The 18,641-nt window shown below is 72.9% G+C and carries 17 protein-coding genes and 1 tRNA gene; 8 read left to right on the forward strand and 10 right to left on the reverse strand.

Going from position 1 to position 18,641, the window contains the following annotated elements:
• Positions 1 to 9 precede the first annotated feature (9 nt).
• Positions 10 to 663 carry a rhomboid-like protein gene (locus tag AB0E88_RS18660; RefSeq protein WP_361631554.1) on the reverse strand — a complete coding sequence of 218 codons (654 nt, stop codon included), beginning with the start codon at positions 661 to 663 and terminating at the stop codon, positions 10 to 12.
• 34 nt (positions 664 to 697) lie between these two features.
• Here AB0E88_RS18660 and AB0E88_RS18665 point away from each other — a divergent pair, with 34 nt between their 5' ends.
• Positions 698 to 1,588 (forward strand): aminoglycoside phosphotransferase family protein, encoded by an 891-nt coding sequence (locus AB0E88_RS18665; protein ID WP_361631556.1) that lies wholly within the window; start codon positions 698 to 700, stop codon positions 1,586 to 1,588.
• Positions 1,589 to 1,602: 14 nt separating this feature from the next.
• Positions 1,603 to 2,079 carry a GNAT family N-acetyltransferase gene (locus AB0E88_RS18670; protein WP_361631558.1) on the forward strand — a complete coding sequence of 159 codons (477 nt, stop codon included), beginning with the start codon at positions 1,603 to 1,605 and terminating at the stop codon, positions 2,077 to 2,079.
• Between the two features lie 39 nt (positions 2,080 to 2,118).
• Here AB0E88_RS18670 and AB0E88_RS18675 read toward each other — a convergent pair.
• Positions 2,119 to 2,192 (reverse strand) — tRNA-Thr (locus AB0E88_RS18675).
• A 220-nt stretch (positions 2,193 to 2,412) separates the two neighbouring features.
• On the opposite strand from AB0E88_RS18675, the gene ugpC reads away from it, so the two are divergent.
• From ugpC to AB0E88_RS18690, 3 genes are all read left to right on the forward strand, one after another.
• Complete coding sequence (ugpC, locus tag AB0E88_RS18680) at positions 2,413 to 3,501, forward strand: sn-glycerol-3-phosphate ABC transporter ATP-binding protein UgpC (RefSeq protein ID WP_361631560.1); 1,089 nt, start codon at positions 2,413 to 2,415, stop codon at positions 3,499 to 3,501.
• 204 nt (positions 3,502 to 3,705) lie between these two features.
• Positions 3,706 to 4,164, forward strand: a complete 459-nt coding sequence (locus AB0E88_RS18685) for a hypothetical protein (protein WP_361631562.1) — start codon at positions 3,706 to 3,708, stop codon at positions 4,162 to 4,164.
• Between the two features lie 394 nt (positions 4,165 to 4,558).
• On the forward strand, positions 4,559 to 5,290 hold the full coding sequence (locus AB0E88_RS18690) for a nucleotidyltransferase family protein (RefSeq protein ID WP_361631564.1): 732 nt from the start codon (positions 4,559 to 4,561) through the stop codon (positions 5,288 to 5,290).
• 302 nt (positions 5,291 to 5,592) lie between these two features.
• Here AB0E88_RS18690 and AB0E88_RS18695 read toward each other — a convergent pair whose 3' ends face one another.
• From AB0E88_RS18695 to AB0E88_RS18725, 7 genes are all read right to left on the reverse strand, one after another.
• Positions 5,593 to 7,299 (reverse strand): DoxX family membrane protein, encoded by a 1,707-nt coding sequence (locus AB0E88_RS18695; protein WP_361631566.1) that lies wholly within the window; start codon positions 7,297 to 7,299, stop codon positions 5,593 to 5,595.
• 118 nt (positions 7,300 to 7,417) lie between these two features.
• A complete protein-coding gene (gene rlmB, locus AB0E88_RS18700; protein ID WP_361631568.1) occupies positions 7,418 to 8,362 on the reverse strand; it encodes a 23S rRNA (guanosine(2251)-2'-O)-methyltransferase RlmB in 945 nt (314 codons plus the stop codon).
• Positions 8,363 to 8,448: 86 nt separating this feature from the next.
• Positions 8,449 to 9,846, reverse strand: coding sequence for a cysteine--tRNA ligase (gene cysS / locus AB0E88_RS18705; RefSeq protein WP_361631570.1), 1,398 nt, complete (start codon positions 9,844 to 9,846; stop codon positions 8,449 to 8,451).
• A gap of 571 nt (positions 9,847 to 10,417) precedes the next feature.
• Positions 10,418 to 11,125 carry a class III extradiol dioxygenase subunit B-like domain-containing protein gene (locus AB0E88_RS18710; protein ID WP_361631572.1) on the reverse strand — a complete coding sequence of 236 codons (708 nt, stop codon included), beginning with the start codon at positions 11,123 to 11,125 and terminating at the stop codon, positions 10,418 to 10,420.
• 315 nt (positions 11,126 to 11,440) lie between these two features.
• Positions 11,441 to 12,958: a tRNA (N6-isopentenyl adenosine(37)-C2)-methylthiotransferase MiaB gene (gene miaB / locus AB0E88_RS18715; protein WP_361631574.1), complete on the reverse strand. Its 1,518-nt coding sequence runs from the start codon at positions 12,956 to 12,958 to the stop codon at positions 11,441 to 11,443.
• A gap of 153 nt (positions 12,959 to 13,111) precedes the next feature.
• Positions 13,112 to 13,768, reverse strand: a complete 657-nt coding sequence (locus AB0E88_RS18720; RefSeq protein ID WP_361631576.1) for a response regulator transcription factor — start codon at positions 13,766 to 13,768, stop codon at positions 13,112 to 13,114.
• Positions 13,765 to 14,739, reverse strand: a complete 975-nt coding sequence (locus tag AB0E88_RS18725) for a sensor histidine kinase (RefSeq protein WP_361631579.1) — start codon at positions 14,737 to 14,739, stop codon at positions 13,765 to 13,767. The genes AB0E88_RS18720 and AB0E88_RS18725 overlap by 4 nt, the downstream gene beginning before the upstream one ends.
• A gap of 402 nt (positions 14,740 to 15,141) precedes the next feature.
• On the opposite strand from AB0E88_RS18725, the gene AB0E88_RS18730 reads away from it, so the two are divergent.
• Together AB0E88_RS18730 and AB0E88_RS18735 are read left to right on the forward strand one after the other, a co-directional pair.
• A complete protein-coding gene (locus AB0E88_RS18730) occupies positions 15,142 to 15,627 on the forward strand; it encodes a TrkA C-terminal domain-containing protein (protein WP_361631581.1) in 486 nt (161 codons plus the stop codon).
• Positions 15,628 to 15,634: 7 nt separating this feature from the next.
• Positions 15,635 to 16,921: a cation:proton antiporter gene (locus AB0E88_RS18735; RefSeq protein ID WP_361631583.1), complete on the forward strand. Its 1,287-nt coding sequence runs from the start codon at positions 15,635 to 15,637 to the stop codon at positions 16,919 to 16,921.
• A 53-nt stretch (positions 16,922 to 16,974) separates the two neighbouring features.
• Here AB0E88_RS18735 and AB0E88_RS18740 read toward each other — a convergent pair whose 3' ends face one another.
• Complete coding sequence (locus AB0E88_RS18740) at positions 16,975 to 17,388, reverse strand: MazG nucleotide pyrophosphohydrolase domain-containing protein (RefSeq protein WP_361631585.1); 414 nt, start codon at positions 17,386 to 17,388, stop codon at positions 16,975 to 16,977.
• A gap of 152 nt (positions 17,389 to 17,540) precedes the next feature.
• On the opposite strand from AB0E88_RS18740, the gene AB0E88_RS18745 reads away from it, so the two are divergent.
• Positions 17,541 to 18,539: a TAXI family TRAP transporter solute-binding subunit gene (locus AB0E88_RS18745; RefSeq protein WP_361631587.1), complete on the forward strand. Its 999-nt coding sequence runs from the start codon at positions 17,541 to 17,543 to the stop codon at positions 18,537 to 18,539.
• The last annotated feature ends 102 nt before the right edge of the window (positions 18,540 to 18,641 follow it).

Genomic DNA, 18,641 nt, shown 5'->3' on the forward strand with positions numbered 1-18,641 from the left:
AAGCGGACGTTAACCCGCCGGAGTGACCCCTGTCTCCTTCGGATTCCGTGGAATTTCCCGCCCCCGGGTCAGCGGATGACAGGCGAGCCCGATCAGCACGGACGCGAAGTGGCCGAGGTCGGTGAAGGTCGGCCCGGACGCGAGCGGAAGGCCGTAGAAGACCAGCACCGCGAACAGGTACACGTACCGCCACGGCCCCGGGATCCGGTACGTCAGCACGCCCACCACACCCGCCAGGGCGTAACTCACCCCGATGTCCAGCGCGTCGGCCTCCGAGTGCGGGGCGAGCCCGCGGCGGATCGCGACGAGCAGCACCCCCTGGCTGAGCAGCGTGGCCAGCACATGCGCCGCCACACACACCACCAGCCAGCGCGCCGTCCCCAGCCATCGCTCGGCCGGCGCGTGGAACACGCTGTACAGCACCGCGTACGGCAGCCAGCGGCCCCCGTCGATCCACATCGCGCTGGCGATGAGCACCCGCACCGGGTTCTGCGACAGCTCCTCCAGGTTCGTCGAGCGCTGCCGCAGGAACTCGCGCTCGAACTCCGGCGACATGTGGTGCAGGGCGACCGTGGTGACGAACAGGATCCCCAGCCAGACGTACGTCCCCGGCGCGCTGCGGACGTAGGCCCCGACCCGGCGCAGACCCCGCGTAATTCGCATGAGCCGATTCACGCACAGCAGTATCGTCCGATCGGTGATCGACATTCCGGACGAGCTGGCGGCGTCACAGGCGGAGTACAACGGCGAGGCGGGCCGCGCGTTCGTCGCGCGCCTGCCGGAACTGGCGGCTCACTTCCTCGGCCGCTGGCAGCTGACGCTGGACGGCCCCTCGATGTACGGCGTGTGCGCCCTGGTCCTGCCCGTCGTCCGCGCCGACGGACTGCGCGCCGTCCTCAAGCTCCAGCTCCTCGACGAGGAGAGCGCGGGCGAACCGGTCGCCCTGCGCCTGTGGGACGGCGACGGCGCCGTACGCCTCCTCGACCACGACGAGCCCACCGGCACGATGCTGCTGGAACGCCTCGACGCCACCCGCATGCTCGCCCACCACCCCGACGTCCACAAGGCGGTCGAGGTGATCGCCGCCCTGCTGGCCCACCTCAACGCCACCCCCGCCCCGCCCGGCCTGCGCCGCCTGGACGACATCGCGCGGCGCATGCTCGACCGCACCCCCGGGGCGCTGCCCCGCATCCCCGACCCCGAGGCCCGCCGGATCGTCGCCGACTGCGCCGCGGCCGTACGCGAGGTCGTGGCCGAACCCGGCGACCGTCTGCTGCACTGGGACCTGCACGACGAGAACGTCCTGGCCGCCGACCGCGCCGACTGGCTCGCCATCGACCCCAAACCCCTGGCCGGCGACCCCGGCTTCGAACTCTGGCCGGCCCTGGACAACCGCTACGACCCCGACGACGTGCGGTGGCGCTTCGACGCGATGACCGCCGTCATGGGCCTCGACCGGGACCGCGCCCGCGCGTGGACCCTGGGCCGCCTCCTGCAGAACGCCCTGTGGGACATCGAGGACGGCCGCCCCCTGGACCCGGAGCAACTCGAGATCGCCCGCCGCTTGCGCCCGCCCGCCCACCCCTGACGAGAAGAGCCCCGATGATCCGCCCCGCCACCCCCGCCGACGTCCCCGTCATCCACACCCTGATCCGGGAACTCGCCACCTACGAGAAGGTCCCGCAGGAAGCGAGGGCGACCCCCGCCCAGCTCCACGACGCGCTCTTCTCCGACCACCCGGCCGCCTTCGCCCACATCGCCGAGGACGACGACACCGGCGAGCCGGTCGGCTTCGCCCTGTGGTTCCTGTCCTTCTCCACCTGGCGCGGAACGCACGGCATCTACCTGGAGGACCTCTTCGTACGCCCCGAGGCCCGCGGCGGCGGCCACGGCAAGGCCCTGCTCACGGAACTGGCCCGCATCTGCACCCGGCGCGGCTACCAGCGCCTGGAGTGGTCGGTCCTCAACTGGAACGAACCCGCGATCGGCTTCTACGACGCCCTAGGCGCCCGCCCCCAGGACGAGTGGACGGTATACCGCCTGACGGACGAGGCCCTGAACAACCTGGCCACGAAGTGACAAAGACCCAGGCCGGCACAACCGACCTGGGCCCAGCGGAGCCCCCTGTCGGATTCGAACCGACGACCTTCGCTTTACAAGAGCGGTGCTCTAACCAGCTGAGCTAAGGAGGCCCGGGTCCGCGCGCGGCGCGGACACGCCCGTGCAGTGTACCCACCCTCCGCGGCGCCCCGATCGAAAATTTCCGCGAAGTTCACAGGGGCTCGCCTACTGACAGACCAGGTGAACGCCAGGTACCGTCCTGTGCCAGTTCACCTGCGTGGACTACACCAACCACCTTCCTACAACGGATCGTCCGGCACGTTCCTGCCGGTAGAAGGGGGCCCATTCACCATGGCCACTGTCACGTTCGACAAGGCGACCCGGATCTACCCGGGTTCCACCAAGCCCGCCGTCGACGCCCTGGACATCGAGATCGCCGACGGGGAGTTCCTCGTCCTGGTCGGTCCGTCCGGCTGCGGCAAGTCCACCTCCCTGCGGATGCTCGCCGGCCTGGAGGACGTCAACGGCGGCGCCATCCGCATCGGCGACCGCGATGTGACGCATCTGCCGCCGAAGGACCGGGACATCGCCATGGTGTTCCAGAACTACGCGCTCTACCCGCACATGACGGTCGCCGACAACATGGGCTTCGCGCTCAAGATCGCGGGCGTCAACAAGGCGGAGATCCGGCAGAAGGTCGAGGAGGCCGCGAAGATCCTCGACCTCACCGAGTACCTGGACCGCAAGCCGAAGGCCCTGTCCGGCGGTCAGCGCCAGCGTGTGGCGATGGGCCGTGCGATCGTCCGCGAGCCGCAGGTCTTCCTCATGGACGAGCCGCTGTCCAACCTGGACGCCAAGCTCCGCGTCTCCACCCGTACCCAGATCGCCTCCCTCCAGCGCCGTCTGGGCATCACCACGGTCTACGTCACCCACGACCAGGTCGAGGCCCTCACCATGGGTGACCGCGTCGCGGTCCTCAAGGACGGTCTGCTCCAGCAGGTCGACACCCCGCGCAACATGTACGACAGGCCCGCCAACCTCTTCGTGGCCGGCTTCATCGGCTCCCCGGCGATGAACCTCGTCGAGGTCCCGATCACCGACGGCGGAGTGAAGTTCGGCAACAGCGTCGTGCCGGTCGACCGCGACGCGCTGGCCGCCGCCACCGACAAGACCGTCACCGTCGGCGTCCGGCCCGAGCACTTCGACGTGGCGGGCCCCGACTCCGACCTCGGTGTCGCGGTCACCGTGAACGTCGTGGAGGAGCTGGGCTCCGACGCGTTCGTCTACGGCACCGCCAAGGTCGGCGCCGAGTCCAAGGAGCTCGTGGTCCGCGTGGGCGGCCGCGAGGTGCCGGAGAAGGGCAGCACGCTGCACGTCGTGCCGCGCTCGGGCGAGACCCACGTGTTCTCCACGTCGACGGGCGCGCGCCTGTCGGACTGATCCTCCGCCGCATGATTCACCCAGGTTGACGACGAGGGCCCCGCGAACCGGAGCGAGGCCCTTTTCGTTGTCGACAAATACCCCGGCAAAACCCCCCTTTCGACCGCCGTACGTCAACTCGCTACCGCAAAATCCCCCCTCCGCCGTCCCCCGAACAGGTGACTAAATGTCGCCAAATCATTACCGGGCGCTACCCTCACACGCGTGAAGCACTCCACCACCCAACAGACGCGACGCGGTCACCGGGGCCCCGCCCGCCGCATCGGCCGCTCCCTCGCCCTCGTCCTGCCCGTCGTCCTGGTGCTCTCCGGGACCCTCGCGGTCACCCGGGTCAACTGGTCCGGGAACCCCTCGGACTCGGTGCTCACCGCCACCGACGTGACGGGCGCGACGGACGCCAAGAACTCCGCCCCCCGTGCGCCGCAGGACCTCCTGCGCGACCAGCTCCTCACCGAGCTCCAGCAGAAGGACCCCGGCATCGCCCTCACCCACCTCCAGCAGGTCGTCAACGACAAGCCCTCACTGGCCAAGCACTGCACCTCCATCGCCCGGGCCCTGGGCCGCGCCGCCGTCCGCATCTACGGCCCGTCCCGCGCGCAGTCCTTCGCCCGCCCGGTCTGCGACACGTCGTACGCCTCGGGCGTCCTGGCGGCCCACAGCTGACGCCCGCAGCGCATGCCACGGCGTCCTCCGCACCCGCGTACGGCGGGGAGGGGACGTGGTGGGGGGTGTCCGCCCGCAGCGTCCGGCACCGGCACACGCTGAGCCCGTCGGAAACGGGCGGCCGGACCGAGGACGGACACCCCCCGCCGCGGCCCCGGCTCACCACGCGCCGCGGGCGCGGCAGCAACCGCCCACGGACGGCAACGGGCCGCCGCAGGCACAAAAAGGGGCGCGGGGAACGGCGCGAGCAACCACCCACGCACCCGCGGACGGGCGACGACCGGCCGCAACGCACCGGCACCGGGCACCGCGAGCACCGCGGGCACCGCGGGCACCGCGGGCACCGCGGGCACCCGCACAGCCGGCCGCAGGCACCCCGCCGTAGTCTTCCGGCATGACCCATCCGCACGCCCTGACCCGCCCCACCCAAGCCGTCATCCTGGCCGGAGGCCAAGGTTCCCGGCTGCGCCCCTACACCGACGACCGGCCCAAGCCGATGGTCGAGATCCCCGGGACGGGCACGCCCATCATCGGCCACCAGCTCACCTGGCTCGCCGAGGAGGGCGTCACCGACGTGGTCGTCTCCTGCGGCCATCTCGCCGACGTGCTCGAGCAGTGGCTCCGGTCGGCCGACCTGCCCGTGCGGGTGACCACCGTCGTGGAGGCCGAGCCCCTCGGCCGTGGCGGCGGCCTGAAGTTCGCCGCCGCGCACCTGCCGCACCCGGACCGGCCCTGGTACGCCACCAACGGCGACATCTGGACCCGCTTCTCGCTGCGGGACATGGCCGACTTCCACACCGAGCGGGACGCCATGGCGACGCTCGCCCTCGCCCGCCCCCGCATCCCGTGGGGCGCCGTGCAGACCGACGGCTTCGGCCACATCACCGACTTCATCGAGGCCCCGCCGTCCACGTTCGAGATCAACGCGGGCGTCTACGTCTTCTCCCCGGCCTTCGCCGGCCTCCTCCCCGAGCGCGGTGACCACGAACGCACCACGTTCCCGCACCTGGCCCGGGAACGCCGCCTGGCCGGCTTCCCGATCCCCCAGGGCGCCTACTGGCGGGCGATCGACACGGCGAAGGACCTGACCGAGGCGGCCAAGGAACTGGCGGCCCTGGGCCGCTGACGGCACGGCGGCCCACCGCGGCACACGCACGCACGCACGCCGGCAGGGCGAACCAGGCCCGCCACCGCGGCACACGCCCGCACGGCCGGGCACACCCCCACACACCCGCCATCGCACTACGCCGCACCGCACCACGCGGGCCGCGCCCGCGCCGCGACCACCGCACCGCACCGCTCCGCACGCCGATGGGGCTCCGCACACCGCACGCGGAGCCCCATCGCCGTACCGGCCGCCGGGTCGGCCGAAGGATCGTCGGAGGATTCGGCCGGTGGGCTACCCGAGCATGTCGCCCACCGGCCCCGTTACCCCAACAGGCCGCCCACAAGGCCGGACTGGCCGGAGGAGGAGCCGGAACCACCGGACGAGGACGACCCGGAGCCGCCGCCGCTGCCGCCCGACGACCCGGAGCCGCCCGACGTGCCGCCCCCGGAGGTCGGCCCGGAACTGGTGCTCGGGCCCTGACCGGTCGGCGAGGAGTGCCGCGACGGCGCCTGCCCGCCGGTGCCCTGCGTCTGGCTGGGCGTGCCGGTGCTCGCCGTACCCGAGGAGTGCGTCGCCCCCGGCTTGTGCTTCTCGTGCTTGGGGCCGGAGGAGGCCGCGCCCCGGGTCGGCGCGGCGGACGCCGACGGCGTGTGCCGCCGGGTGTGCTCACCGGGCCGCTGCGGCAGCGGCGAGCCGGGCAGCTCGTTGCGCGGGGGCTCACCGGGCCCGGGCGCGACGACCCGGTCGGCGTCGCGCACGGCACCGCCCAGCAGCGAACCGACGAGCAGGGTCAGCCCGGTGACGACCGCGGTGATCAGCGCGCCGCGGCGCAGCACATAGCGCCGCAGCTCCCAGATGTCGGAGCGCGGACCGAGCCGCCGCCAGGCGCTCGCGGCGAGGCGGCCGTCGACGGAGTAGACGGGGGCGCCGGCGATGATCAGCGGGGACCAGGCGGCGAGGTAGATGATGTCGGGGGCGTCGTAGACGGGGACCGTCTTCCAGCTGACGGTGACGATGAGCGCGGCCGACAGCAGAGCGCCGAACACGGCCGCGACCCGCTGCCAGCAGCCGAGCACGGTCAGCACGCCGACCACCACCTGGAGGAAGGCGATGACCAGGCCGGAGCCGACCGGGTGGTGGAGGGCGAACTGGCGCAGCGGCTCGGCGACCTCCCAGGGGTGCAGGGTGTTGAGCCACTTGACCATGGAGCCGCGCTTGCCGCCGTCGAAGTAGACGGGGTCGCACAGCTTGCCCATGCCGGCGTAGATGGAGATGAAGCCGAGGAAGATGCGCAGCGGGAGCAGGACGACGCCGAGGTTCATGCGGCGGTGCGGGTAGTACGCGTGCCGCGCCGGGTCGTCGCCGTGGCGCCGGCCACGGACGTCCGTCTCGCCGCTGTCCTCGTCGCGCTCGCCGAAGCCGCCGTACCCGCGATCGCCGTATCCGCGATCGCCGTATCCGGGGTCGCCGTATCCGGGGTCGCCGGGCTCGTCGTAGACGCTGCCGACGCTGCGCATGGCGGGCAGCAGGCGGGTGCCCGCGGCGTCCTCGGATGTGCGCTGGGCGCCGACGACGGGCGTCTCGACGGTCTGATCCAGGTCGTCGTAGCCGACGTAGCCCTCGTGGCCGGGCGCGACGCGGGGCAGCACCTGGGTGGCTCCGGCGTCGCCGGCGGAGGGCTCGGCGTGGCCGACGCTGCCGGCCCGCACGGCCTGGAGCAGGCGGTGGGCGCCGGTGTCGTCGGGGTCGGACCTGCCGCTCCAGACGACGGGTCGGCGGCGGGCGGCCCCGGCGGCCGCGGCGGCGGGCACGCGCGCGGTGTCCTGGCCGGCGCTCAAGTGCCGCGCGATCCGCGGGGACCGGGTGCGCACGGACGACGCACCCAACTGCACGCGGAAGCTCGCGTGGCTCACGATGATCTGCGCCGGATCGCTCGGCACCTTCACCATGCTCAGCGCGGGAGCGTCGTCGTAACCCGACGAGCGGTCCCCCGTGGGTGTGCGGGGTGTTCTGGTGTCCACACTCATCTAACCGAGTGACGCCGAGATAGGACACTGCCTTGACCGCGTGGATCTGTCCGGACCCCGTCAAGGTTGTCCGGACAGCCCGTAATCCCCCGTGTGGGCGATATCAGCGAACAGACATTCAGGCCCTGCGGCGGGACGCGGCCTCGTAGAGCACGATGCCCGCGGCGACACCGGCGTTGAGCGACTCCGCTCCGCCCGGCATCGGGATGCGCACCCGGTAGTCGCAGGTCTCCCCCACGAGCCGGGACAGCCCCTTGCCCTCGCTGCCGACGACGATGCACACCGGCCCGCCGAGGGCGTCCAGCTCATGCAGCTCCACGTCCCCGTCGGCGGCCAGGCCGACGACGACGATCCCGGCCTTCTTGTACGCCTCGAGCGCCCGCGTCAGATTCGTCGCGCGGGCGACCGGCGTCCGGGCGGCCGTACCGGCGGACGTCTTCCAGGCACCGGCGGTCATACCGGCCGCACGCCGCTCGGGCACGACGACACCGTGCCCGCCGAAGGCGGAGACGGACCGCACGACGGCACCGAGGTTGCGCGGGTCGGTCACCCCGTCGAGGGCGACGATCAGCGGGTCCTCGCCCTCGTCCGCGGCGGCGTCGGCGAGGTCCTCGGGGTGGGCGTACTCGTACGGCGGGATCTGCAGGACGAGGCCCTGGTGGTTGAGCCCGTTGGTCATCCGGTCCAGCTCGGGACGCGGGGCCTCCATCAGGTTGATGCCGCCGCGCTCCGCGGCGAGCTGCAGCGCCTCGCGCACCCGCTCGTCGTTGTCGATGAACTGCTGCACGTACAGCGTGGAGGCGGGCACGCCCTCGCGCAGTGCCTCGTAGACCGGGTTACGGCCGACGACCAGTTCGGAGGCGGACTTGCCGCCGCCCCGGCGCTGCGGTGCGCGCCCCTGGGCGCGCCGGGCCTTCGCCTGCGCCGCGCGCTGCTTGGCGTGCCCCTTGCGCATCTCGGCGGGCGGAGTCGGGCCCTTGCCCTCCAGGCCCCGGCGTCGCTTGCCGCCACTGCCGACCTGCGCGCCCTTCTTACCGGACATGCGACGGTTGTTCGCGGCCATGACCTACCTGTCTTAGTGGTGCGTTGGTGTACGTACGTCAGTGCAAGTGTGCCGCCCGGAGCCCCGAGCGGCACATTCGCGGTGTTCTAGCGGGCTCCGAGACTCCACCGCGGGCCCTGCGGGCTGTCCTCGATGACCAGCCCGGACTGGCCGAGCTGGTCCCGGATGGCGTCCGCGGTGGCCCAGTCCTTGCGCGCGCGAGCGGACTCGCGCTGCTCCAGGACCAGGCGTACGAGACTGTCGACGACCCCGTGCAGATCGTCGCCCCGGTCGCTCTCGCCGGCCCACTGCTCGTCGAGCGGGTCGAGCCCGAGGACGCCCAGCATGGCCCGCACCTCGGCGAGCCGTGCGACGGCGGCGTCCTTGTCGTCGGCGGCCAGCGCGCTGTTGCCCTGGCGCACCGTCGTGTGGATGACCGCCAGCGCCTGCGGCACACCGAGGTCGTCGTCCATGGCCTCGGCGAAGGCGGGCGGCACCTCGGCGGCGGGCTCGACCCGGCCGGCCTTCTCCACGACCCGCTGCACGAAGCCCTCGATACGGGCGAACGCGGACTCGGCCTCGCGCAGCGACTCCTCGCTGTACTCGATGGTCGAGCGGTAGTGCGGCGTACCGAGGTAGTAGCGCAGCACGATGGGGCGCCACTGCTTGACCATCTCGCTGACGAGCACGGAGTTGCCCAGCGACTTGGACATCTTCTCGCCGCTCATGGTGACCCAGGCGTTGTGCAGCCAGTACCGGGCGAAGTCGTCACCGAACGCCTTGGCCTGGGCGATCTCGTTCTCGTGGTGCGGGAAGATCAGGTCGAGGCCGCCGCCGTGGATGTCGAAGGAGGACCCCAGGTACTTGTGCGCCATGGCGGAGCACTCCAGGTGCCACCCGGGACGTCCCGGGCCCCACGGCGTCTCCCAGCTCGGCTCACCCGGCTTGACGGCCTTCCACATGGCGAAGTCGCGCGGGTCCCGCTTGCCGGTGATGCCCTCCTCGGCGGGCTGGCGCATCTCGTCCAGATCCTGCCGGGACAGCTCCAGATACGAAGGCCACGAGCGGACGTCGAAGTAGACGCTGCCGTCGGCCTCGTAGGCGTGCCCGCGCTCGATGAGCGTGCGCATCATCTCGACCATCTCGGTGACATGGCCCGTGGCACGCGGCTCGTACGTCGGCGGGAGGCAGCCGAGGGCGCTGTAGCCGTCGTTGAAGGCCCGCTCGTTCTCGTACCCGATGGACCACCAGGGGCGGCCCTGCTCGGCCGCCTTCTGGATGATCTTGTCGTCGATGTCCGTGACGTTGCGGATGAAGGTGACGTCATAGCCGCGATAGGCGAACCAGCGGCGCAGGATGTCGAAGTTCAGCCCCGAGCGGATGTGCCCGATGTGCGGGGCGGCCTGCACGGTGGCGCCACACAGGTAGATCGAGACACAACCCGGCATGAGGGGGGTGAAGTCGCGGATCTGCCGGGCGCTGGTGTCGTACAGGCGAATAGTCACGCATCCAGAGTAGTGGGCCCACACCAATGCCAGGCGCCGCCACGGAATTCCGGGGACGGTTTCGTGACCTGGCCTCCGGCGGTGGCGGAAGGTGAACGGTCCGGCGTGGACCGGCGGCCGCACGCCACGGCGTCGCCGCGGCCGCCGACGGCGGCAAGGGGCCGGGGTGGGGGGTGTCCGCCCGCAGCGGCCGGCACCGGCACAGGGCGCCGTATCGAGTGACGGGCGGCCGGACCGAGGACGGACACCCCCCCCCCCCCCCCCCCCCCCCCCCCCCCCCCCGGGGGGGCGCCCCCCCCCCCCCCCCCCCCCAACCGCCCCCCCCCCCCGCGCCCCCCCCCCCCACCACCCCCCCCCCCCCCGCCCCGCGCGGCGCGCGGCGGCGGGGCGCCGGCCCCCGCCCCCCTCCCCCACCCCCGCCCCCCCCCACACCCCCCGGCTCCGCCCCCGTCCGTCATGTGCCTTCGCGTCGCGGGTGACGCGGCCTCCGTAAAGCGCCCCTCGGTGTGAAGCGTCCGCCACTGACGCCCCCGGTGGAGCGACCCTGGGCAGCGCGCCCGGCGGTGACGCCTTACGACCAGGTGGCGACCAGGTAGCCCACCCCGTACGGCGCGTCCTCGTACAGCAGCGCCCCGGACAGGTCCGCGTCGGCGGCCGCGCCCGCAAGTACCTGCCACGGCGCCCGGCCGGCGGCCTGCAGCTCCTCCGCGAGCCGCGCGTCCAGGGCCCGCAGCGCGGCCACGTCCGCCGCGGCCAGCGCCCGCGCCACCTCCGCGTCGAAGGGTGCCGCGCGTTCGTCCAGATAGCCCGGCGCCTTCACGGTGCGGCAGGCGCTGGCGTCGCCCATCACCAGCAGCGCGACCCGCTCGCCGCGCCCGGCGAGTTCCGCGCCCAGCTCGGCGCACCGCTCCGGCGCGAGCGTCCGCGCCACGGCCAGCCCCTCGATCGGGGCGTCCGCCCATCCCGTCCGCCCCAGCAGCCAGCCCGCCACCGCGAGCGAGACCGGCAGTACCGGCTCGGCGGCCGCGTCCTGCCCCTCGCCGAGGGTGACGTCGACGTCCACGCCGAACCCGCGGAACGAGCCCTGGGCTCCCTGCGGGTAGGTTCCCGCCTCCTCGGCGGCTCCGACCACGACCAGCCGGTCGGGACGGGCGGCCGCGAGGACGCCCAGCGCGTCGGTGCACGCGGCGCGGGCGGCGTCCAGCTCGGGAGCGGCGCCTGCCGCGAGCTCGGGCACGAGCAGCGGCGGACAGGGGCAGACGGCTGCGGCGACAAGCATGATCAGCAGAGTACGCGGTCACCAGCAGGGCGGACACGCCCAGCCGGTGACCACGACCCGCGGATCGGGCACCGTGCGTCCGGCGGCACGCGCACCGCGCCGGAGCGAGCCGGGCCGTCACAGCGGCAGCTCAGGCGCAATGCAGGTCGTTCACAGCCGCACGCCAGCACGGAAGCGCAAGCCGGTCGCAGCGCAGGTCAGCGGCAGCGCAAGCCACCCGCACCGTAGGTCACTTCGGCGCCGCAGCGCGAGCCGGGCGCAGCGCAAGCCGCCCGCACCGCAGGTCAGTAGCGGCGCGGCCACCCGCACCGCAGATCAGTCGCAGCCGCAGCCGCTGCCCGTGGCCACCGGAAGGGGCGCGGGCGCGCCGATCTTCGGCAGGCCCAGCATCACACCGGCCGGCTTGGCCTGGTCGGCCTCCTGGCGCTTCTGCCAGGCGTCGCCCGCGCGCGTGTGGCGCACGTCGAGCACCGGGCCCTCGGCGAGAAGGTGGTGCGGCGCGGCGTAGGTCACCTCGACGGTGACGACGTCGCCGGGGCGCACATCCTGCTCCGGCTTGGTGAAGTGGACGAGGCGGTTGTCGGGAGCGCGGCCGGACAGACGGCGGGTGGCGTCGTCCTTGCGGCCCTCGCCCTCGGCGACCATCAGCTCCAGCGTGCGGCCGACCTGCTTCTTGTTCTCCTCCCAGGAGATCTCCTCCTGGAGGGCGACCAGCCGCTCGTAGCGCGCCTGGACGACCTCCTTGGGGATCTGGTCCTCCATGGTCGCGGCCGGGGTGCCGGGCCGCTTGGAGTACTGGAAGGTGAAGGCCTGCGCGAACCGGGCCTCGCGCACCACGTGCAGCGTCTGCTCGAAGTCCTCCTCGGTCTCGCCGGGGAAGCCCACGATGATGTCGGTGGTGATCGCGGCGTCCGGGATGGCGGCGCGGACCTTCTCGATGATCCCGAGGTAGCGCTCCTGGCGGTAGGAGCGGCGCATCGCCTTCAGGACCGTGTCCGAACCGGACTGCAGCGGCATGTGCAACTGCGGCATCACGTTCGGCGTCTCGGCCATGGCGGCGATGACGTCGTCGGTGAAGTCACGAGGGTGCGGGGAGGTGAAGCGGACGCGCTCCAGGCCGTCGATCTTGCCGCAGGCGCGCAGCAGCTTGCTGAAGGCCTCGCGGTCGCCGATGTCGGAACCGTAGGCGTTGACGTTCTGGCCGAGCAGGGTGATCTCGGAGACGCCCTCGGCGACCAGCGCCTCGACCTCGGCGAGGATGTCGCCGGGGCGGCGGTCCTTCTCCTTGCCGCGCAGCGCGGGGACGATACAGAAGGTGCAGGTGTTGTTGCAGCCGACGGAGATCGACACCCAGGCCGCGTAGGCGCTCTCACGGCGGGTGGGCAGCGTGGAGGGGAACGCCTCCAGCGACTCGGCGATCTCGACCTGCGCCTCCTCCTGCACGCGGGCGCGCTCCAGCAGGACGGGCAGCTTGCCGATGTTGTGCGTGCCGAAGACGACGTCCACCCAGGGCGCCTTCTTCACGATGGTGTCGCGGTCCTTCTGCGCGAGGCAGCCGCCGACCGCGATCTGCATGCCCGGCCGCTGGGCCTTCCTCGGCGCGAGCCGGCCGAGGTTGCCGTAGAGCCGGTTGTCGGCGTTCTCCCGGACGGCGCACGTGTTGAAGACCACGACGTCGGCGTCGCCGTCGGAGCCCTCGGGGGCGCGCACGTAACCCGCGTCTTCGAGCAGGCCGGCGAGCCGCTCGGAATCGTGGACGTTCATCTGGCACCCGTAGGTGCGTACTTCGTAGGTCTTGACGTCCACTGCGGGGCTCCGGTCGCTGCTGCTCATGTCTTACAGGGTAGGCGGTTCCGCGACCACCCCGGTCCGGGCTGTGGACAACGCTCGCGAGGCCCTGTGGACAAGGGGACGGGAAGCTCTGTGGACAAGGGGACGGGAAGCTCTGTGGACACACGGGCACAAGGCCAGTGGGGCGGCCCGGGCTCAGGGGTCGACGAGGCCGGCGCGGATCGCGTAGCGGGTCAGTTCCAGGCGGTCGCGCAGGCCGAGCTTCTGCAGGATGTTGGCGCGGTGCCGCTCGACCGTCTTGACGCTGATGAACAGCAGGTCGCCGATCTCCTTCGAGGTGTGTCCCTCGGCGACCAGCTTGAGGATCTCCTCCTCGCGCTCGGTGACGGCTCGCTCGGGCAGGCCGTCGCCGCGGTGGAGCCGGTCCAGGTAGGAGCGGACCAGCGCCCGCTCGGCGCCCGGGTAGATGAACGGCTCGTCCCGCATGGCCGCCCGGCACGCCTCCACCAGGTCGCGGTCGGCGACGGACTTCAGCACGTAGCCGCTCGCGCCCGCCTTGAGCGCCTCGTAGAAGTACTGCTCGTTGTCGTACATGGTCAGGATCAGCAGGCGCAGACCGGGCAGCCGCCCGGACAGTTCACGGGCGGCCTGCAGGCCGGTCATACGGGGCATGGCGATGTCCAGCACGGCGAGATCCACCTCACGCGCGCGTGCCAGCTCGACCGCCTCGGCCCCGTCGCCGGCCTCGGCGACGACGGTCAGGTCGGGCTCCGACTCGAGGATGAGGCGCACACCGCGGCGTACGAGGGTGTGGTCGTCGGCGAGCAGCACGCGGACGGGGCGGCCGCTCACAGGGGGCCTCCCCCGGATGTGCCCGGCGGTACGTCGGCGTGGTGAGGGATGAGCAGCCGTACGTCGGTCCCGCCGCCCGGCGCCGCCGCGACGCTCAGCTCGGCGCCGACCAGCAGGGCCCGCTCGCGCATGCCGCTGATGCCGGCGCCCTCGGCCGCTCCGGACGTGCCCCGGCCGTTGTCCCGCACCAGCAGCTCCACGCCCGTCGCGCCGGCCCGCAGACACAGTTCGGCGCGGTCGGCGCCGGAGTGCCGGGCGGTGTTGGTGAGGGCCTCCTGCGCGACCCGGTACAGCACGAGTTCCGTCTCCCCGGGCAGGGGTGTCAGGTCGGCGGCGAGGTCGTGGCGGACGGTCAGCCCGTGCCCGGTGAATTCGGCGGTGAGTGAGCGCAGCGCGCTGAGCAGCCCCAGTTCCTCCAGCACGGCGGGCCGCAGCCGGCGGGCGATGCGGCGGATCTCGTCCAGCCCGGCGCGGGTGGCCTCCTGCGCCTGGCCCACCTCCTCGCGCAGCTCCGCCGGCACCCGGTCGGCGACGCGCCGCAGCTGGAGCAGGACGGCGGTCAGGGTCTGGCCGACCTCGTCGTGCAGCTCGCGGGCAACACGGTGGCGTTCCCTCTCCTGCGCGGACAGGGCACGGGCCGCTCCGGCGGCACGCTCGTCCGCGAGCCGGTCGAGCATCGCGTTGTACGTCGTGATCAGCCCGGCCGTCTGCGCCGGACCGGCGACCTCCGGCCGTGCGCCCGGACGCAGCAGGTCGGCGGTGGCCATGGCCCCGGCCAGCCGGGTGAGCGGCGCGAGCCCCACCCGCAGGACGGCGGCGTTGACGACCAGCAGCGCGGCCAGCCCGCCGACCACCACCAGCGCCTCACCCGGCAGCACCGGGGTCGAGACGGTGACCGGGCCGAGCAGCAGCGCCGTGGCGATCACCAGGCCGACGGCGTTGAGGGAGAAGATCCGCCAGAACAGCGACACGCGCCCGGCACCTCCTGTCCTTCCGTCCCCGAGCCTTGACCTTCCGTCCGCGGACGGACCCGCCGTGTCTTCTGCCGACGGCCCCGCCGTGACGTCCGTCGGCGCCCCCGCCGTGACGTCCGCCGGCAAGTCCCCCGTGTCCGCCGGTGGCGCGGCCGTGACGTCCGCCGGCAAGTCCCCCGTGTCCGCCGGTGGCGCGGCCGTGACGTCCGCCGACGGCAGCACCCCACCGGCTGCCCACGGCCCTGCCGTGACCAGCTTCTCCGCCGCCCGCCTACCGCGTCCATCCGTGCTGACACCCATGTCGCCACCGTACGGAAGGGTGGCAGCATGGCCGCTCGGTACCGGCCGGAAACGATCACCGGCGGTGCCCGCACGACCGGCGAACGAAGGGGAAGAAACGTGTCTGCGCCGCGCCTGAGGGCGACACCGCTGCCGGGGATCGGGGTCAAGTACGACCTTGTGACACGGGAACAGGGCCATCTGTCGGTGGTGGCGCACCGGGACGGCACCCGGACCCTGAGCGTGTACCGGGCCGACGACCCCGACTCCTGCGCGCACTCGCTCCGGCTGACCGGCTCGGAGGCGGACTCGCTCGTCGACGCGCTGATGCCCGCCCACCACAGCCCGAACCTCCTGCACACCACGGACCTGGGCCTGGTGGCCGAGCGGATCGAGATCGCGGCGACCTCGCACTGGAACGGCCGGCTGCTCGGCGAGACCCGGATGCGCACGGAGACCGGCGCGTCGATCGTGGCGGTGCTGCGCCGCGCCGACGCCGTGCCCTCCCCCACGCCGGACTTCCGGCTCGCCGGCGGTGACACGCTGATCGTGATCGGCACGCGCGAGGGCGTGGACGCCGCCGCCGCGATCCTCGGGCGGGAGTGAGCCGCCGGTGCACTCCTCCGCGGTTCTGCTCATCGAGTTCGGTTCGATCATCCTCTGCCTCGGCCTGCTCGGCCGGATGGCCGCCCGTTTCAGCTTCTCCCCGATCCCCCTGTACCTGCTGGCCGGGCTCGCGTTCGGCGAGGGCGGGCTGCTGCCGCTGGGGGCGAGCGAGGAGTTCGTCGCCACCGGCGCCGAGATCGGCGTCATCCTGCTGCTGCTCATGCTGGGCCTGGAGTACACGGCGAGCGACCTGGTCTCCAACCTGCGGACGCACTATCCGGCGGGTCTGGTCGACTGCGCGCTGAACGCGCTGCCGGGCGCGGCCGCCGCGCTGCTGCTGGGCTGGGGGCCGGTGGCGGCCGTGGTACTCGCCGGCGTCACCTGGATCTCCTCCTCCGGGGTCATCGCCAAGGTGCTCGGCGACCTGGGGCGGGTCGGCAACCGGGAGACACCGGTGATCCTCAGCGTGCTGGTCCTGGAGGACCTGGCCATGGCGGTCTACCTGCCGATCGTCACCGCGCTGGTGGCGGGCGCGGGCTTCGCGGCGGGCAGCGTGACGCTGGGGATCGCGCTGGGCGTGGCGGGCGTGGTGCTGTTCGTCGCGGTCCGCTACGGACGTCTCATCTCACGCTTCGTCTCCAGCGACGACCCGGAGAAGCTGCTGCTGGTCGTGCTGGGTGTGACGATCCTCGTCGCCGGTGTGGCGCAGCAGCTGCAGGTGTCGGCCGCGGTGGGCGCGTTCCTGGTCGGCATCGCGCTGTCCGGTGAGGTGGCGGAGGGCGCGCACGCTCTGCTGAGCCCGCTGCGGGACCTGTTCGCCGCGGTGTTCTTCGTCTTCTTCGGCCTGCACACCGATCCGGCGAGCATCCCGCCGGTGCTGCTGCCCGCACTGGCACTGGCCGCGGTCACCGCGCTGACGAAAATCGCCACCGGCTACTGGGCCGCCCGCCGCGCCGGGATCTCGGTCAAGGGGCGGTGGCGCGCGGGCGGTGCGCTGGTGGCGCGCGGCGAGTTCTCGATCGTCATCGCCGGGCTCGCGGTGACGGCGGGCATCGAACCATCGCTCGGCCCGCTGGCCACGGCGTACGTCCTGATCCTCGTCGTCCTCGGCCCGCTGACCGCCCGCTACACGGAACCGCTGGCGGCCCGCTGGTCCCGGCGCCCTGCCGCCCGGCACGCCGCAGAAGCGGCACCGCCGGGCGTGCCGGCCGGGCCGGCGGCGGACGCCGACGTGGCAGCCGGGCCGGCGGCGGACGCCGGACCACGGGAGCGGGCGGCGGTTCCCCGGGACTGAGATCCGCGCGCCCAGTCACGTGGCCAGGGACTCAGGCGGCGCTCAGGCCGGGCTCAGGCCGCGCTCTCATCCCCCGGCTGCCAGCCCTGCCGGCGCAGAATGCCCGCGACGTCCGGTGCCTCGTAGCTCTCCCCCTTGAGCACCTTGCCGTCGGCGCGGCGGGCGATCCGACCGTCGGGGCCGAGCTTGGTCATGTTGGAGCGGTGGATCTCGGCGATCACCTGGTCGAGGTCGATGCCGTGCACCAGCGCGGTGCCGTACGCGACGTAGACGACGTCGGCCAGCTCGTGGGCGAGCTTGTCGAGCGGTCCGGTGACCGCCACCTCGGCGACCTCCGCGGCCTCCTCCGCCAGCAGCTCACCACGGTGGGCGGCGAGCGCGGGCGACACCTCGGTGGGCGTGCTGCGCGCGTCGAGCCCGAAGGCGAGGTGGAACTCACGGACCAGGTCGGCGGGGGAGGAACTCATACGGCCGACTGTAACGGGCGCCACCGACAGCCTCGGTCCGCCCACAGTTCCGACTGCCTCGCCAAGTCCGCAGTTCCGGCAACCCGGCTCCGCCCGCAGTTCCGGCGGCCGCCCCTGGTCAGCACGGTGCGGCGCCTGGCAGGATCGCGCCCATGTCCAAGCTCCTCCCCCGCATCGGCAGGCGCCGGGTCCTGACGGGCGCGGCCGCCGGCGTCGTGGCGCTCGGCCTGCTGCTGTGGTGGCTGCTGCCGCTCGGCGAGGAGCCGCCGAGCGGATCGATCACGATCAGCACGGGCACCCCGAGCGGGGTCTACCAGGACTACGGCAAGCGGCTGCGCACGGCGCTCGCCAAGGACATGCCGCAGCTGAAGGTGCGCCTGCTGACCAGTGACGGCTCGCAGGAGAACGTCACGCGCGTGGCGCGCGGCCAGGCCGACTTCACCATCGCCGCGGCCGACGCGGTGGAGACCTACGCGGTGAACGGCGGCCAGGGCGCGGACCGGTTGCGCGGCGTCGCCCGCCTCTACGACGACTACGTCCAGCTCGTCGTCGCCCGCGACTCGGGCATCCACTCGGTCGCCGATCTGCGGGGCAAGCGGGTGGCGATAGGGCCGCCGGAGTCAGGTGTGCGGCTGATCGCCGACCGGGTGCTGCGGGTGGCGGGCATCGACGCGGACAAGGACATCACGCCCGAGGCCGACGGCATCGGCAGTGCGCCGAAGCGGCTGCGGGAGGGCGCGATCGACGCGTTCTTCTGGTCGGGCGGTGTGCCCACCGACGGCGTACGGCAGCTCGCCGGTTCCTTCCCGATCCGGTTCGTGCCGATCGGGCCGGATCTCGTGGCGCGGCTGCACCGCGAGGGCGACGCCTCGCGCTACTACCGGGCCACCAACATGCCGGAGTCGGCCTACCCCACCGTGCAGAACGGCGCGGCCGTCCCCACGATGGCGGTGTCCAACCTGTTGATCACGCGCACGGACATCGATCCACGGCTGGCCGAGTGGGTCACCCGCACGGTCATCAAGAGCCGCGACGGCATCGGCGCGCACGTGCACTCCGCCCAGCTCGTGGACCTGCGCACGGCGATCTACACGGACCCGCTGCAACTCCACGAGGGCGCACGGAGGTACTACCGCTCGATGAAGCCGTAGAACCACCACCCGCAAGCCCGCTCGATGCAGCCGTGGATCCGTGAAGCCGTGGATCCGTAAAGCCGTGAAGCCGTGAAGCCGCGAAGCTGTGGACCGTGAAGC

The organism is Streptomyces sp. NPDC028635, from assembly GCF_040637635.1.
In the GTDB taxonomy this organism is placed as follows: domain Bacteria; phylum Actinomycetota; class Actinomycetes; order Streptomycetales; family Streptomycetaceae; genus Streptomyces.